12 protein-coding genes are annotated in these 15893 nt (G+C 55.6%); 5 read left to right on the top strand and 7 right to left on the bottom strand.

Features of this window, described 5'->3' with window-relative positions; translation table 11 throughout:
* Window positions 1-73: 73 nt before the first annotated feature.
* The 3 genes from ACQE3E_RS18860 to glgB are packed head-to-tail and all read right to left on the bottom strand — an operon-like array spanning window position 74 to window position 4473.
* The gene (locus ACQE3E_RS18860; RefSeq protein ID WP_313730719.1) at window positions 74-790 is read right to left on the bottom strand and encodes a type II and III secretion system protein; all 717 of its coding nucleotides are present in this window, start codon (window positions 788-790) and stop codon (window positions 74-76) included.
* A 58-nt stretch (window positions 791-848) separates the two neighbouring features.
* A complete protein-coding gene (gene glgA, locus ACQE3E_RS18855; protein WP_064030706.1) occupies window positions 849-2282 on the bottom strand; it encodes a glycogen synthase GlgA in 1434 nt (477 codons plus the stop codon).
* Window positions 2283-2295: 13 nt separating this feature from the next.
* Window positions 2296-4473, bottom strand: coding sequence for a 1,4-alpha-glucan branching protein GlgB (glgB, locus tag ACQE3E_RS18850; RefSeq protein WP_427500943.1), 2178 nt, complete (start codon window positions 4471-4473; stop codon window positions 2296-2298).
* 214 nt (window positions 4474-4687) lie between these two features.
* On the opposite strand from glgB, the gene glgC reads away from it, so the two are divergent.
* From glgC to malQ, 3 genes are read left to right on the top strand one after another with little or no spacing between them, the layout of a single operon-like run.
* A complete protein-coding gene (glgC, locus tag ACQE3E_RS18845) occupies window positions 4688-5968 on the top strand; it encodes a glucose-1-phosphate adenylyltransferase (protein WP_064030704.1) in 1281 nt (426 codons plus the stop codon).
* Entirely contained in the window at window positions 5958-7649 is a 1692-nt protein-coding gene (locus tag ACQE3E_RS18840; protein ID WP_168032675.1) for a glycoside hydrolase family 57 protein, read from the top strand. Before glgC ends, ACQE3E_RS18840 begins: the two co-directional genes overlap by 11 nt.
* A complete protein-coding gene (malQ, locus tag ACQE3E_RS18835) occupies window positions 7646-9151 on the top strand; it encodes a 4-alpha-glucanotransferase (protein WP_426992553.1) in 1506 nt (501 codons plus the stop codon). The genes ACQE3E_RS18840 and malQ overlap by 4 nt, the downstream gene beginning before the upstream one ends.
* Here the strand turns inward: malQ and ACQE3E_RS18830 are convergent.
* From ACQE3E_RS18830 to msrA, 3 genes are all read right to left on the bottom strand, one after another.
* Window positions 9148-9996: a quinoprotein dehydrogenase-associated putative ABC transporter substrate-binding protein gene (locus ACQE3E_RS18830; protein WP_281021302.1), complete on the bottom strand. Its 849-nt coding sequence runs from the start codon at window positions 9994-9996 to the stop codon at window positions 9148-9150. The two genes, malQ and ACQE3E_RS18830, sit on opposite strands and share 4 nt — an antisense overlap.
* 91 nt (window positions 9997-10087) lie before the next feature.
* A complete protein-coding gene (locus tag ACQE3E_RS18825) occupies window positions 10088-11941 on the bottom strand; it encodes a methanol/ethanol family PQQ-dependent dehydrogenase (protein ID WP_064030701.1) in 1854 nt (617 codons plus the stop codon).
* 233 nt (window positions 11942-12174) lie between these two features.
* A complete protein-coding gene (msrA, locus tag ACQE3E_RS18820) occupies window positions 12175-12831 on the bottom strand; it encodes a peptide-methionine (S)-S-oxide reductase MsrA (protein ID WP_313730724.1) in 657 nt (218 codons plus the stop codon).
* A gap of 77 nt (window positions 12832-12908) precedes the next feature.
* Between msrA and hslO the strand changes: the two genes are divergently transcribed.
* Together hslO and ACQE3E_RS18810 are read left to right on the top strand one after the other, a co-directional pair.
* Window positions 12909-13790 carry an Hsp33 family molecular chaperone HslO gene (gene hslO, locus ACQE3E_RS18815; protein ID WP_313730725.1) on the top strand — a complete coding sequence of 294 codons (882 nt, stop codon included), beginning with the start codon at window positions 12909-12911 and terminating at the stop codon, window positions 13788-13790.
* 8 nt (window positions 13791-13798) lie between these two features.
* Window positions 13799-14572 (top strand): hypothetical protein, encoded by a 774-nt coding sequence (locus ACQE3E_RS18810; RefSeq protein WP_313730726.1) that lies wholly within the window; start codon window positions 13799-13801, stop codon window positions 14570-14572.
* Window positions 14573-14626: 54 nt separating this feature from the next.
* Here ACQE3E_RS18810 and ACQE3E_RS18805 read toward each other — a convergent pair whose 3' ends face one another.
* Entirely contained in the window at window positions 14627-15799 is a 1173-nt protein-coding gene (locus tag ACQE3E_RS18805) for a phosphoglycerate kinase (protein WP_071160548.1), read from the bottom strand.
* Window positions 15800-15893 lie beyond the last annotated feature (94 nt).

Below are 15893 nucleotides of genomic sequence, written 5' to 3'. Positions count from 1 at the left end.
GGCGAATCGCTCGAAAAACTTGTATTAATCGGTTTTTGTGCTAGCGAGTAAGGCCGGCCGAGATTTGCCGGTGTTATTTGGCAATGTCGACACGTATCAGGATACGCGTCGCCTGGGTTTCGGTGCTTTGGTTGAAACCCGTCATGCCTGCGCCGGACGATTGGGTTTGATCGGCATTGCCGGCGATTTCAATCCATTCGCCCAGTTTGGCGCGGAGGGTGGTTTGAACGGCTTGAGTGGCTATTTCGCCGTTTTGAAATTGGTTGGACCAAGGCGATATCGCCAGCGTCACTTGGTCGTCGCCGGCCAAGCGCGGGACCACCGCAAAGCCGCTGCTGGCTTCCAGCATTTGGGTGCTGCTCAGCACCGCGCCTCCGTAATTGGAGCCGTATACTGTGACGTTACGGACCGGTTTGATTTCGCCGGTCTTGATAAAGGCGGTTTGTCCCTCGGTGGCGCGCACCTGCTGTTGTTGGCGTTGGCCGCGCAAATCCTCGGTATTCCCGGCCAAGCCGCGCAGTTCGACGCGCTCGGGGTGCAGTGTCGCGGCCGCTTCGGCGTTCAATTGCCCGGCTGTCTGGCTGGTGGTTTGCAAGACGCTGATCGTCAAATTGCGGACCGGGCCGTCCAATTGCTTGACCAGGGCGCGGATCTCCGCAAGCTTGGCCGGAGCGGTTTTGACGATCAATTTGGCGCCATCGGCGACGATGCGGTCGTCACCGTTTAGTAACGGTTGGAGCAGGGCTTGGATCTCCGCCGCCGGCCGGTTGCCAAGCTCGATGATTTCCATCACCGTATCGTCGGCCAAAACGGCCGCGGCCCAAAGGCTGATTGCAAGCGTCGGCCCGCTAAATTTCATCGTACAGCGCAAGATAGCGTTGGGCGCTACTTTGCCAAGAAAAATCCCGGCTCATCGCGTTGCGCTGCAACTGCCGCCAATCTTTCTTGTGTCGGAACATCACTAGGCAACGTTTGATCGCTTCGGTCAGTGTCGCCGCCGACGTGTCGTTAAACACGAAACCGGTCGCGGTGCCGTTGGCGATGCTTTCCGGCAATGTGTCGACGACGGTATCGGCCAAGCCGCCGGTTTTGCGGACGATAGGGATCGTGCCATAGCGTTGACTGTACATTTGGTTTAAGCCGCAAGGCTCGAAGCGCGACGGCATCAGGAAAATGTCGGCGCCCGCTTCGATCTGGTGGGCTAGCGGCTCGTTGTAGCCTATCGTCACCGCGACTTTTTCCGGATACAGGCGGGCGAATTCCATCAGGCGGTATTCGTTGCTCTTGTCGCCGCTGCCCAGGAAAACGAATTGGGCCGGTAGTTCCAACAATTCCGGCAAGCCGGCCAGAATCAGATCGATGCCTTTTTGTTCGACCAGCCGGCCGATCAAACCGAATACCGGGAGTTCGGCGTCGACGGGCAAGTTCATTTGTTGCTGCAATGCGATTTTGTTGGCGGCTTTGTCGTTCAGGGTCTTCATGCCGTAGGTCTGGGCGATGTGCGGATCGATCGCCGGATTCCAGACTTCGGTATCGATGCCGTTTAGAATACCGCTCAATTGCGATTGCTTATGCGCCAACAGACCCTCCAGACCGTAACCGAATTCCGGCGTTTGGATTTCCTGGGCATAGGTTGGGCTGACGGTAGTGATGCGCTCCGCGTAGGCCAAGCCGCCCTTGATGAACGACAACATCCCATGGTACTCCAGACCCTCCGGGTGCCAGAGCTGGCCGGGCAGGTTCAGCAACGTAAACGCGGTGGCTGGAAACAAGCCTTGATAGGCCATATTGTGGATCGTGAATACGCTGGCCGGATGTTGGTGTTCCAGCGATAGCAGAGCCGGCACCAGACCGGTTTGCCAATCGTTGCAATGCACGATGTCGGGTTGCCAGTCCAGGTAGGCGCGGTTCATTGCCACTTCGGCGACGATACGGCAGAACAGCGCGAAGCGGTCGCCGATATTCGGCCAAGGCATGCCGTTATCGTCGACGTAAGGGTTGCCCGGTACTTTAAAGAACGGCGGGTAATCAACCAGCCAGACCGGAATCTGGCTGCCCGGCAGCCAGGTTTCCAGCAGATTGACGTCGCAATTGTTGACCTTGACCGTGCACAGGTAACGGCCCGGTTCGCAATTGCGGATCGCTTGGTAGTTGGGCATGATGATACGCACGTCCTGCTCCAGCTCGCCGAGGGCCAGCGGCAGGCTGCCGGCGACATCGGCCAGGCCGCCGGTTTTGATCAGTGGATGGGTTTCGCTGGTGGCGAACAAAATTTTCTTCATCGCTTAAACAGGTTTACATTTTTAATATGATGCCGGCTAACGGCGGGAGAGTGACGGAGATCGAATGCTCCATCCCCATCCAGGGCTGCGGCTCGGACAGTACGCTGCCGTTACCGGTGTTGCTGCCGTCGTAATAGTGAGAATCCGAGTTAAAGATTTCGACGTAGGTACCGGGTTGCGGCACGCCGATTCGGTAACGTTCGCGCGGCACCGGGGTGAAGTTCAGAATCACGATCAGCTCTTCGTGGGCAGATTTACGCCGGTAGCTGATAATGGACTGCTGGTAATCGTGGCAGTCTATCCATTCGAAGCCGGCGTGCTCGAAATCGAAGCGGTATAGGGCCGGATGGCTGGTATAGAGGCGGTTCAAGTCCTTGACCAGGGTTTGCAGGCCGGCATGGTGGGCGTAGTCCAGTACGTACCAGTCCAGCGTGCGATTGAAACTCCATTCGGTACCTTGGCCGAACTCGCTGCCCATGAACAACAGTTTTTTGCCGGGATAGGTGAACATCATCGTATAGAGCAGGCGCAGATTGGCGAAACGCTGCCATTCGTCGCCCGGCATTTTGTTCAGCATCGACTGTTTGCCGTGTACCACTTCGTCGTGCGAAAACGGCAGGATGAAGTTTTCGGTAAACGCGTACAGCAAGCCGAAGGTCAGTTGGTCGTGGTGGTAGGCGCGGTGGATGGGTTGCTGTTGCATGTAGCACAGGATGTCGTGCATCCAGCCCATGTTCCATTTCATCGAGAAGCCCAAGCCGCCGGTCCATGTCGGCCGGGTGACTTGCGGCCAGGACGTGGACTCCTCGGCCATCACGACGGTGCCGGGGTGTTGCTCGTGGGTGACGGTATTCATGTGGCGGAGGAAGTCGATCGCTTCCAGGTTCTCGTTGCCGCCGTACATATTGGGAATCCAGTCGTTGGCTTCGCGCGAATAGTCCAGATACAGCATCGAGGCCACCGCATCGACGCGCAGGCCATCCAGGTGAAATTCTTCCAGCCAGAAGAATGCGCTGGACAGCAGGAAGTTTTTCACTTCGTTGCGGCTGTAGTTGTAGATCAAGGTTCCCCAGTCGCGGTGTTCGCCCTTGCGCGGGTCCTCGTGCTCATACAGGGCCGTGCCGTCGAAGCGGGCCAGCGCGAAGGCGTCCTTGGGAAAGTGGGCCGGCACCCAATCCAGGATTACGCCTATGCCGTTTTGGTGGCAGTGGTCGATGAAATAGCGGAAGTCGTCCGGCGTGCCGTGGCGACTGGTGGGCGCGAAATAGCCGGTGGTTTGATACCCCCAGGACGCATCGAGAGGGTGTTCGGTGATCGGCAGTAACTCGATATGGGTAAAGCCCAACGCTTTGACGTAATCGACCAATTGCTCGGCCAAATCACGATAGTTCAGGAAATTGCCGCGCTGGTCGCGTCGCCACGAGCCCAAATGCACCTCATAGATCGACATCGGTTGGTGCAGCCAGTCATGTTGGGCACGCTGGTCCATCCATTCGCCGTCGTGCCAGACGTAACGATCTTCATCGACCACGATCGCGGCGGTCTGCGGGCGGAATTCGAATTGCTGGCCGTAGGGGTCGGTTTTAACCAGCAATTCCCCGGAATTGCGATTGATGATTTCGAATTTGTACAAGCAGCCCACGGTTAAACCGGAGATAAAGATTTCCCAGATCCCGCTGCCGCCCAAGCTGCGCATCGGATGGCAGCGGCCGTCCCAGCGGTTGAAGTCGCCGACGACGCTGACGCGTTGCGCGTTGGGCGCCCAGACCGAGAAAGACACGCCGTCTATCCCGGCCACGCTTTGGCGGTGACCGCCGAGTTTTTGATAGATGTGCCAATGGCGGCCTTCCGCGAACAAGTGTTGGTCGAATTCAGGCAGTACCGGGCCGAAACAATAGGGATCGTATTGGAGGTGGTCGTTGCCGTCCTTGTCGGTCCAGGCCAATTGGTAATGCTTCGGAACGTCGCCGGTGCCGGGGCGGTATTCGAATACGTCGGTATCCGGTAGTCTTACGAAATCGCCGCCGTCGGCGGCCAGACTCACGCTTTCGGCGTAGGGTAGAAACACTCGGACGACGGTATCGCGGTCCTGGCCGTGGCGACCCAGCACGGAAAAGGGGTCGTGATGTCTGGCCTCGATGATTTTGACGATTTCCGGATCGAGCGGCAGGGATGGGCTTGGCTTGTTCATGATGCAACGCCTTCGGTTATAGTTTTGTTAGATGGTTGGCAGGGACAGCCATGCCAGGCAGGATAGACTACTCGGTAACAAATCGCTTGGCTTTTACTTTTTCGCGAAGAGTAACGATAATGCTCGGACGCGGCAAGTGCCATGCCGACAAATCCGCCGATATGCCCATCCCGGGTGGCCATCGGTGTCGCTTATTTTTTCTTAGAGGATGCTCATGTCAGTCGTCGATACAAATCTACAGGAAAGACGGGTCAACGATTTGACCCGTAACACCATAGCCTTGATTTTGGCTGGTGGCCGGGGATCGCGACTTAAGGACATGACCGATTGGCGCGCGAAGCCGGCGGTGCCGTTCGGCGGCAAGTTCCGGATCATCGACTTTCCGCTGTCCAATTGCATCAATTCGGATATCCGCAAGATTGGCATTTTGACGCAATACAAAGCCGACTCGCTGATTCGGCACATTCAACAAGGCTGGGGTTTTTTACGCGGCGAATTCGGCGAGTACGTCGATTTGATGCCCGCTCAGCAGCGCCATGACGAACATTCCTGGTACCAGGGAACCGCCGACGCCATCTATCAAAACATTGATATTTTGCGGGCGCGAAATCCCGAGTTCGTGTTGGTCTTGGCCGGCGACCACATTTATAAAATGGATTATTCGGTGATGCTGGCCGATCACGTCGCCAACAAAGCCGACTTGACGATCGGTTGCATCGAAGTGTCGTTGGAAGATGCGAAGGCCTTCGGCGTGATGCATGTCGACGACGAGCGCCGGGTGAAATCCTTTGTCGAGAAACCGGATAACCCGCCGGCGATGCCGGGTCGCGACAATACCGCATTGGCGTCGATGGGTATCTATATTTTCAACGCCCGCTTTTTGTTCGAGCAATTAATCAAGGACGCCGACACCAAAGCCTCCAGCCGCGATTTCGGTAAGGACATTATTCCGGCCGTCATCGATAAATATCGGGTGTATGCCTATCCCTTCCTGGATTTGCAAAGCGGTCAGCAAAGTTATTGGCGAGACGTCGGAACCATAGACGCCTACTGGGCCGCCAATATGGAATTGATCGGCGTCAAGCCGGACTTGAACCTGTACGACAACACTTGGCCGATCTGGACCTATCAGGCGCAAACGCCGCCGGCCAAGTTCGTGTTCGACGACGACGATAGACGGGGCGCGGCGATCGATTCGATGGTGTCCGGCGGTTGCGTGATTTCCGGGGCAACGGTGCGTCATTCGCTGTTGTTTTCGCAGGTGCGCGTCAACTCGTATACGACCGTCAAGGATTCGGTGGTGCTACCGGAAGTCAACATCGGCCGGCATTGCCGGATCGACAAGGCAATTATCGAGAAGGGCTGCCAAGTGCCGGAAGGCACCGTGATCGGCGAGAACCGCGCCGACGACGAAAAGCGCTTTTATGTCAGCGAAGGCGGCGTGGTATTGGTGACGCCGGAGATGCTCGGTCAAAGACGGCATTATGTCCGGTAAAAAACTCAAGCTGGTGCTGTGCTGGCACATGCACCAGCCGGAGTACCGCGACACGCAGAGCGGCGAATTCAAATTGCCGTGGACTTATCTGCACGTCATCAAGGATTACGTCGATATGGTCGCCCATTTGGAGGCGGCTCCGTCGGCTAAGGCGGTTGTCAATTTCGCGCCGATTTTGCTGGAGCAAATCGAAGATTATTCTAATCAGGTGACCGGCTATTTGCATGATCGGATCGCTATGAAGGATCCGTTGTTGGCCGCGTTGGTCGAGCCGACGGCGTCGGCCGACCCGGACAAACGTCTGAAGCTGCTGCGCGATTGTAAAAAAGCTAACCGCGAACGCCAAATCGACCGCTATCCGGCCTTCCGCAAATTGATCGACATGGCCGATTGGATTCTCGGGCATCAGGACGCCATCAAATATGTCAACGCCCAATTCGTTTCCGATATCCTGGTTTGGTATCACTTGATCTGGATGGGCGAAACCGTCAAGTTGACGGACAACCGTATCAAACGTTTGATCGAAAAAGGCGCGGCGTTCACGTTGCACGACCGGATAGAAATCGTCGAGGTGATCGGCGACTTGTTGTCCAAAGTGATTTATCGCTATAAGGCATTAGCCCGTAAGGGCCGTATCGAATTATCGGTGACGCCATACGCGCATCCCATCATGCCGTTGATGTTGGATATCGCCAGCGCCCGAGAGGCGATGCCGGAAGTGGCTTTGCCTAAATTGCCGAATTACCCCGGCGGTGAAGAGCGCGTATGCTGGCACTTGCGGAAGGGGATCAACACCTTTCGACACTTTTTCGGTTTCGAACCGCGCGGTTGTTGGCCATCCGAAGGTGGCGTCAGCGAGCGTACGCTGGCGATACTCGGCGAGTTCGGTTTTCACTGGGCCGCCAGCGGCGGTAATGTCTTGCACAATAGCTTGCGGGCCTCCGACCTGGCCGGTAAAACTAGCGTGCATCAAGCGTTCCGGTTGGCGTCGGCCAGCACGGTGTGCTTTTTTCGGGACGACGGTTTGTCCGATCTGATTGGCTTCGAATATTCCAAATGGCATGCCGACGATGCCGTGGCCGACCTGATTCAGCATCTGGAAAATATTGCGGATTACGAGGCTCGGCCGCCGTTGGTTTCGATTATCATGGATGGTGAAAATGCCTGGGAGTATTTTCCGGATAACGGCTATCATTTTTTGAGCGCTTTGTATCGCCGGCTCGGCGAACATCCACGGATAGAGTTGACGACGTTTTCGGAATACCTGCAAGGTGCCGAAGCTCAAGTACAGCCATTGCCGCGTCTGGTTGCAGGCAGTTGGGTTTACGGCACGTTCTCGACCTGGATCGGCGACGCCGATAAAAACTGCGGCTGGGATATGTTGGGGGACGTCAAGCAGGCGTTCGACAACGCGGTGCAGGATGGCCGCTTGTCCGATCAACAGCAGGAAAAGGCGCGAGTACAGTTGGCGGTGTGCGAAGGGTCCGATTGGTTTTGGTGGTTCGGTGACTACAATCCCGGCGAGGCGGTCAGCGATTTCGAAAAGCAGTACCGATTGAATTTAACCAATTTGTATCGGCTCTTGGGCGAGGAACCGCCCGGCTATTTAGCCTTATCCTTCACTCAAGGCAGCGGTAGTCCGGCGATGGGCGGCGCAATGCGGCGCGGTAATGAACTTTGAACGAATTCGAAAAACGGTTTTTGGGGGTTGGCTTGGATAGACGTCGCGCGGGTGTTTTGCTGCATATCACTTCGTTACCGGGGCATGGCGAGTGCGGCGACTTGGGATCGGAAGCGTTCAACTTCGTCAACTTTCTGCACGATGTCGGCGCCACGATCTGGCAAACCCTGCCGTTAGGCATGCCGCATGGCGACGGTTCTCCTTATCAATGTTTATCCGCTCATGCCGGAAACCCGGCCTTGATCAGTATTGACTGGTTGGTGGATAGAGGTTGGCTGCAACTGGCGGACCGCTGCAACGATTGCTCCGGTCATGGTGAATTGAGCAAAAGCTGTCTGGTGACTAAGGCGTTTTACGGCTTTCAAGTGCTGGCGGATGTATCGGCCCAGCAGGATTTCAAGCAGTTTTGCCAGGACAAGTCGAGTTGGCTGGACGATTTTGCGCTGTTCATAGCGCTACGCAACGTGTTCGGACACAAAAGTTGGAACGAATGGCCGGATGGTCTTAAGCAACGTAAGCCGGATGCCTTGAGCGAGTCCCGGCAGTTGTTGAAGGCGGTCATCGAAGGCATCAAGTTCGAGCAATATGTGTTTTTCAAGCAATGGGACGAGCTAAAGGCTTATGCCTCCAGTAAAGGCGTGTTGATGTTCGGCGATATTCCGATTTTCGTGTCCTACGACAGTGCCGACGTCTGGGCCAACCGCGAAGCTTTCAAATTGAACCCGTTGGGTGAAATGGATGTCGTGGCCGGCGTGCCGCCGGATTATTTTTCCGAGTTCGGGCAACGTTGGGGCAATCCGCATTACAACTGGGTCTACCTGAAAAAGACCGGCTTCAAATGGTGGCTGGATCGGATAGAAGCGCAGTATGAAATGTTCGATATTTTGCGGATCGATCATTTTCGGGGCTTGGAAGCGGCTTGGGAAATCCCGGCCAGCGAAGATACCGCAGTCAACGGTCGCTGGGTGACGGCGCCGGGTGGCGAGCTGTTGGCAGCGATTCAACAGCATTTTCCGGCTTTAACCTTGGTCGCCGAGGACTTGGGTATCATCACCCCCGAAGTAGAAGCCTTGCGCGACGATTTTAATTTGCCCGGTATGAAAATTTTGCAGTTCGCATTCGGCGACGACGCTCGCAATCCCTATTTGCCTTGCAATTACCGGCGTAACTGCGTGGTGTACACCGGTACGCACGACAACGACACCACCCAAGGCTGGTTCGACGCGCTTAACGATACCGACAAGCAGCGCATATACGACTATTTGGGCTGGTCCAGTCTGCCGATGCCTAGTGCCTTAATTCATGCCGCGTTGGGCTCGGTAGCCAACTTGGCTATTATCCCGATGCAGGATATCTTGAAACTTGGCTCCGCCGACCGGATGAATACGCCAGGTACCACCGAGGGTAACTGGCGCTGGCGTTTCGATTGGTCGCAATTAACCGGCGACAAAGCCGGCCATTTCGAACACTTGATACGCTTGTTCGGCCGAGGTCCGCATTAGTCGTCGTCTTGCTTGGCGGGAGTGCTGGGAATCGGCGATAACGGAATCCGGTAGCCGGCAATGATTTGCTGAATTTCATCGAAGTTCTTGGCAATCAGGTCGTTCAAAAGTTGTTTGCGCTTGCTGTCGCCTTGTCGCACGCCCATCGCGATTGAGAAATCGAAGCGCATGCCCGGCGTGGACTGCATCGGAATGGCGATATACTGGTTCTTCGGGTTTTTCGATTGAACGTAGCCGGCCATCGGTCCCCACAAAATCACCATATCGATCTTGCCGGTGCTCAGATCGGCTTCAATTTGCATCGCCGTATTGTGTTCGCCGTCGCCGGTCATGCTTTGATAAGGAACGCCGTATTCCAGCAAGCCGTTGCGTTGCAACCATTCGGTGCCGGGCCCACGATCGAACATCGCAATTTTCAGCTTTTCCTGCTTTTCCAACGGCAGTTGCGTTAGTTGCATCGGGTCGTGGATATCGTCCCAGCCTCGGCCTTTGGCGATCAACAACACATAAGTCGAATGAAAATAGGGTTTGGTGGTATCGGTCAAATCGAAACCCGCCGGCACGCCCATGATCACGTCGCATTTAAAACCCTGGCCGTTGTCGTTTTCGGCTTTCAAGGTGTTGCGGACAAAGCCCATCCGTTCCGGAAACCAGGTGAACTCCAGTTCCTGACCCAGTTGTTTGGCGAACAGGGCCGCGATTTTATTTTCGTAGCCGCTAAGTTCCTTGGTGGAATAAGGGGGATTCAGCGGGTCGGCACAAACCCGAAATTTATTCTCGTCGGCTTGGCCGGTAACGGCCGCGCAGCTCAGTACCAGCGCGGCTACGCATCGATTGTAAGTCATAGTCTTCTTCCTTCGTTTTCATGAAGCCACAAAAAAGCCTTGGCCGATTGCTCGGCCAAGGCTTGCTTAACGCGGATCTTAAGGTTAGATCTTAGTTAGGCAGGGCGAACACAGTGAGTGTACCACCCAATTTGGTGTAGGAGCCTAAGCTTCTGTACGCACCCACCGCGCCCAAACCTTCCGAGTTGGTTGATGACGAGCCGTCGTCCAGACCGGCCGCGATACCGATACCTGCCCAGCCGCCGATACCTGACAGAACGCCAACGTATTGTTTGCCTTCGAATTCCCAGGTATTAACGTTACCGATGATGCCGGATGGGGTTTTGAATTTGTACAATTCTTTACCGGTTTTGGCATCAACCGCTTTCAGGTAACCTTCCAGGGTGCCGTAGAATACGACGCCGCCCGCGGTAGCAACAGAGCCTGACCAAACAGAGAATTGCTCTTTGTTGGACCAAGCGATTTTGCCGGTTTTAGCATCCCATGCGGTGAATTGGCCGAGGTTGGTGGTGCCGTCTTTTTTACCGGTCAGAACGTCAGCGCCAGCAGGCATCATGTTCAGAGTTGCGCCAACGTAAGGTTGGCCGGCGGTGTAGCTAACTTCGAACGGTTCGTACTCCATGCACAAGTGGTTGCCTGAGATGTAGAACAGGCCGGTTTGTGGAGAGTAAGAAACCGGTTGTTGGTTTTTCGCGCCCAGAGCAGCAGGGCAGGTACCCACGGTGTTGACGTCTTCGCCGTTATGTTCGGTAGAGAATTCAGGTACCACTTGTGGGCGGCCTGATTTCATGTCGACATGGGTTAGCCAGTTGACGGATTTGTCGAAGGTTTCGGCAACCAACAATTCGCCGGTTTCGCGGTCCAGGGTATATCCCACGCCGTTACGGTCGAAGTGCACGATGGTTTTGTGCATTTTGCCTTTGACTTCTTGATCGACCAGAACGGTTTCGTTGATACCGTCGTAGTCCCATTCGTCGTGCGGGGTCATTTGATAAACCCATTTAACTTCACCGGTGTCGGCGTCACGCGCCCACAAAGACATCGACCATTTGTTGTCGCCCGGACGTTGTACAGGGTTCCAGGTAGATGGGTTGCCTGAACCGTAATAGACCAAGTTCAGTTTAGGATCGTAAGAGTACCAGCCCCAAGTGGTGCCGCCGCCGATTTTCCATTGGTCGCCTTTCCAGGTAGCCAAGCTGGACTCAGGTCCCAGTGGGGTGACTTTGCCGTCTTGCCAGGTGGTGGATTTGCCCGGTTTGATCAGAGTGTCCTTGTCAGGACCCATGCTGTAACCTTTCCACGCCAATTGGCCGGTTTTGATGTCGTAGGCCGCCAGAAAGCCGCGAACACCGAATTCACCGCCGGAAATACCGGTCAGAACTTTGTCTTTAACAACGATAGGGGCGTTGGTATTGGTCATGCCCAGTTTCGGATCGCCGTTTTGCACGCTCCAAATACGTTTGCCGGTTTTAGCATCCAGCGCGGTCAGTACGGTGTCCGATTGCTGCAGGAAGATTTTGCCGTCGCCGTAAGCCAAGCCGCGGTTAACGGTATCGCAGCACATGACAGGGATGGTCACGTCGGCATCCATGGTTGGGGTGAATTCCCAGATGACCGCTTTGGTTTTTTGGTCGATCGCGTAAACGGTGTTAGGGAACGGAGTATGGATGTACAGAACGCCGTTAACAACCAGGGGACCGCCTTCGTGACCGCGCAGAACGCCGGTGGAGAAAGACCAAGCCGGTTGCAGATTTTTAACGTTTTGAGCGTTGATTTGCGACAGTTTGCTATAACGAGTGCCGGCGTAGTCGCCGCCCCAAGAAGCCCAGTTGGCAGGGTTTTGGGTTAATTTTTCTAAGTCGTCGTTAGCGGTAGAGACAGTTGGTGCAGCAAGAATAGTAGCTACAGTCGAAGCAAGCAGCCAGTTTGTTACAGGCTTCTTCATATGTTTCCTCCTGGTAATCTGCGGATGTACACAGAGTACGATTTTGTGTTGTTAAGACTAATATTAGTTTTAAAGCTCTGTTTGGATGACTGCCCGAAACGCCCGCTACCGGCCGCTCACAGCCTAGGCTAAGCCACGCCAAGCGCGTAAATTGAAGGATTTTTTCCTAAAAGTCAACCGGAAAAACTCTGGGAATCCCGGTTGGCGGGAATAATATCAAGCCTGATAATGCCTTAGCTTTTTCGTACATCGAGCGGTTCCGCGAAGGAAATTCCGCATCCCCCTAAACCGCAATAACCGTCCGGGTTTTTGGCCAAGTACTGCTGGTGCTCTTCCTCGGCATAGTAGAAGGTCGGTGCCGGGGCGATTTCCGTCGTGATCGAGCCGAGGCCGGCCGCGCTAAGGCGTTGTTGGTATTGTTGTTGGCTGGCCAGCGCTTCGGCGAGTTGCTGTTCGGTGTAGCAGTAAATGGTCGAACGATATTGGGTGCCAACGTCGTTGCCCTGGCGCATACCTTGCGTCGGGTCATGCGATTCCCAGAAAACCTGGAGCAAGTGGCGGTAATCGAGTAGGGCCGGATCGAATACCACCAAAACGACTTCGGCGTGACCGGTCATGCCGGTACAGAGTTCCTGGTAGGTGGGGTTGGGGGTGAATCCGCCGGCATAGCCGACCGCCGTCACATGCACGCCGGCCTGTTGCCAGAATTTTCGCTCGGCGCCCCAAAAACAGCCCAGACCAAAGACGGCTTGTTGCATGGATGCCGGAAACGGTGGGTGGTAGCCGTTGCCGCTGACGTGATGCTTACTGCCGCTGGCAATCGGATTGCGGCGGCCGGGTAAGGCTTGTTCAGGGCTGGGCATTGCGGATTTTTTAAACAGAATAGACATGGTGGACATCCCGTGGTCGAATCGAAGCATGGCGGGGATTATAATCCCGTCTCGATTTGGATAGGTTTCGGAACGATATGACACAACAAGATTGTTTAAGGCGGTTTCTATTTGAAGAAGCCGGTGCGCGCGGCGTATGGGTCAGGTTGCAACACAGCTTGCAAGATGCTAAGCAGCATCAGTCTTTGCCGAACGACGCGGTCGACGCTCAGTTTGGACAGGCACTGGCGGCGGTGGTGCTATTGTCGGCGACCATTAAGTTTAAGGGCGCGATGATTTTGCAGGTTCAGGGTGGCGGCGATCTGCGCGCGCTGGTCGCCCAATCCAGCAACGAGCGGCGGATTCGCGGGCTGGTGCGCAGTCAACCCGAGGTGGACGGTGAAACGTTGCGGGAAATGGTCGGCAACGGCGGCCGACTAGTGTTAACCGTGGAGTCCGACAGCGGCGAACCCTACCAAGGCATCGTCGCGTTCACCGAAGACAGTTTGGCCGAGGTACTGACGACTTATTTTCGGCAGTCGGAGCAGCTCGATACCCGCTTGTGGTTGTTTGCGAGTAACACGCATGCCGCCGGCTTGCTTCTGCAAGCCTTGCCTGGGGAATCCGCCGACAAAGCGGATTGGGAACGTTTGGAAATCCTGGCCGGCACCGTCACCGCCGACGAATTGCTGGGCCTGGACTGCGAGGACATCTTGCATCGCTTATTTCACGAGGAACAGGTCAGGCTATACGAAGCCGAGCCGGTGGCATTTCAATGCAGTTGCTCGCGGCAAAAAATTGCCGGCACTTTATCGGCGTTGGGACGGTCCGAGTTGGAGGCTATTTTGCGCGAACGCGACGACATCGAAGTCGATTGCCAGTTCTGTGGAGCCCAATACCGCTACGACAAAGTCGATGTCGAGCATTTACTGAACAATTCGGCGGTCGACAGCGGCCTGCCGTCGCCGACCAGACATTGAGGACGCGCATGAAAAAAGTCACCCGCATTTTTCGATTAGTGTTGGCCTTTGGCCTGCTCTCCACGTTGACCGGCTGCCTGCACTGGCTGCACGCCTATCAGACTTATCTGCAAATGGACGAATTCGACCGCTATTTCGCGGTGACGTCTAAAGACGATTTCACCGTGCATTTCAAGGAGCCGAGGTTGCTAAGCCAAGATTTCGTGTCGTTGGCCAAGTTGCACGCCAGCAGCGAGGAAAGAATCGGCGATGGCAAAAAATGGCGCTATTGGTTTCGCAAGATCGACAAGGACGGCAAGCCGATCAATCCGGAAATCAGTTTTTATCTGGATCTGGCCTTTAATAAAGAAGACAAAATCACCGACTGGACATTTTCCAATCTGTTTTTACAGATTGCGCCGCCGGAGTTTTTGGAAGCGTCGTTCCGTTCGTTGGGCGGTGCCGAGATCAACGAGGAAAAGCAGCAATTGAAAGCCAAGGCCGACCAGATGGAAAAAATCGCCGCCAAATTGCCGAAAAAGGCAGTCGTGGTCAAACAATTGGGTGAGCCGCTCGAGGTTGAGAATGAAGACAAGCAGGAAATTTACAAATACCACTTCCGCTTGGATGCCAGAGAGATCGAGGAAGGTTACGAAGATCGGGCTTTGAGCGAAGTCCGGCTGACATTCGATAAGGCCACGTCCGAACTGGTCAAAATGTCCGGACGCTTTGCCGGCCTAAAAATATCGATCAACTACCGCAATTTCCAGGACGACGACGAAAAAAAGGTGGCGGGGCTTTAAACCGTTAACCCGGCGCGAGCGAGGACTGCGTCGCGCCGGGGGCTGTATTTCCGCTTAGGCGCGGGTTTTCAGAATCGCCACGGCCGGCAATTCCTTGCCTTCCAGAAATTCCAGGAAAGCGCCGCCGCCGGTCGATGTATAAGACACTTTGTCGGCGATCGCATATTTGTCGATGGCTGCCAGGGTGTCGCCGCCGCCGGCAATCGAAAACGCCGGGCTTTCGGCAATCGCCAGCGACAGCGATTGGGTGCCTTCGCCGAATTGATCGATTTCGAACACGCCGACCGGGCCGTTCCAAACGATGGTGCCGGCGGTTTTCAGAATGTCGGCATATTGCCGGGCGGTTTCCGGCCCGATGTCCAAAATCAGGTCGTCGTCCGCCACGTCGCTAACCGCTTTGACCGTTGCCGCGGCGGATTCCGAAAATTCCTTGGCGCAGACCACGTCAACCGGTACCGGGATGTCGGCGCCGCGTTGCTTGGCGGCCGCGATCAGTTTTTGAGCTTCCGCGATTAAATCGGCTTCGTACAACGATTTGCCGACGTTATAGCCAGCCGCCGCGATGAAGGTATTGGCGATGCCGCCGCCGACGATCAATTGATCGACCTTGGTGGACAAGGATTCCAGCACGGTCAGCTTGGTGGACACCTTGGAGCCGCCGACGATGGCGACCAGCGGATGAGCCGGGGTTTCCAGCGCCTTGCCCAGCGCGTCTAGCTCCGCCGCCAGCAACGGGCCGGCACACGCGACAGGCGCGTATTCGGCGACGGCGTGGGTGGAGGCTTCGGCGCGATGGGCGGTGCCGAAGGCGTCCATCACGAAGATGTCGCACAATTTGGCCATCTTTTGGCCCAGCTCGGCATTGTTTTTCTTCTCGCCTTTATTAAAGCGGACGTTCTCGCACAGCACGACTTCGCCGGCCGCGACATCCACGCCATCCAGCCAATCTTTCACCAACCGCACCGGTTTGCCGAGCAATTGCGAAAAACGTTCGGCGACCGGTTTCAAGCTGGAAGCTTCGTCGTATTCGCCTTCGGTGGGACGGCCCAGATGCGACATCAAAATGACCGCCGCGCCTCCGGCCAAGGCCTTTTCCACGGTCGGTACGCTGGCTTGGATGCGCAAATCGCTGGTGACTTTGCCGTCCTTCACCGGCACGTTCAAATCCTGGCGGATCAACACGCGCTTGCCTGCCAGATCCAGATCGACCATTCGTTTGATAGACATAAGCTCTCCTTTGTGTGTAATAGTGTCGCCATTATAAAGTGTAACCGGCGCCGGCCGAATAAAAGTCGTCTTCCCGTGGGAGGCTTGAACTATA

It is taken from the genome of Methylomonas sp. MED-D (assembly GCF_050276835.1).
Taxonomy (GTDB): domain Bacteria; phylum Pseudomonadota; class Gammaproteobacteria; order Methylococcales; family Methylomonadaceae; genus Methylomonas; species Methylomonas koyamae_A.
Note: the sequence above shows the minus strand (reverse complement) of the source record. Positions and strands in the feature narration are given on the sequence as shown.

Coding starts and splice junctions, on each gene's coding strand:
- ACQE3E_RS18860 (WP_313730719.1), bottom strand. CDS start 790: ATGGAAATCATCGAGCTTGGCAACCGGCCGGCGGCGGAGATCCAAGCC.
- glgA (WP_064030706.1), bottom strand. CDS start 2,282: ATGAAGAAAATTTTGTTCGCCACCAGCGAAACCCATCCACTGATCAAA.
- glgB (WP_427500943.1), bottom strand. CDS start 4,473: ATGAACAAGCCAAGCCCATCCCTGCCGCTCGATCCGGAAATCGTCAAA.
- glgC (WP_064030704.1), top strand. CDS start 4,688: ATGTCAGTCGTCGATACAAATCTACAGGAAAGACGGGTCAACGATTTG.
- ACQE3E_RS18840 (WP_168032675.1), top strand. CDS start 5,958: ATGTCCGGTAAAAAACTCAAGCTGGTGCTGTGCTGGCACATGCACCAG.
- ACQE3E_RS18830 (WP_281021302.1), bottom strand. CDS start 9,996: ATGACTTACAATCGATGCGTAGCCGCGCTGGTACTGAGCTGCGCGGCC.
- ACQE3E_RS18825 (WP_064030701.1), bottom strand. CDS start 11,941: ATGAAGAAGCCTGTAACAAACTGGCTGCTTGCTTCGACTGTAGCTACT.
- msrA (WP_313730724.1), bottom strand. CDS start 12,831: ATGTCTATTCTGTTTAAAAAATCCGCAATGCCCAGCCCTGAACAAGCC.
- hslO (WP_313730725.1), top strand. CDS start 12,909: ATGACACAACAAGATTGTTTAAGGCGGTTTCTATTTGAAGAAGCCGGT.
- ACQE3E_RS18810 (WP_313730726.1), top strand. CDS start 13,799: ATGAAAAAAGTCACCCGCATTTTTCGATTAGTGTTGGCCTTTGGCCTG.
- ACQE3E_RS18805 (WP_071160548.1), bottom strand. CDS start 15,799: ATGTCTATCAAACGAATGGTCGATCTGGATCTGGCAGGCAAGCGCGTG.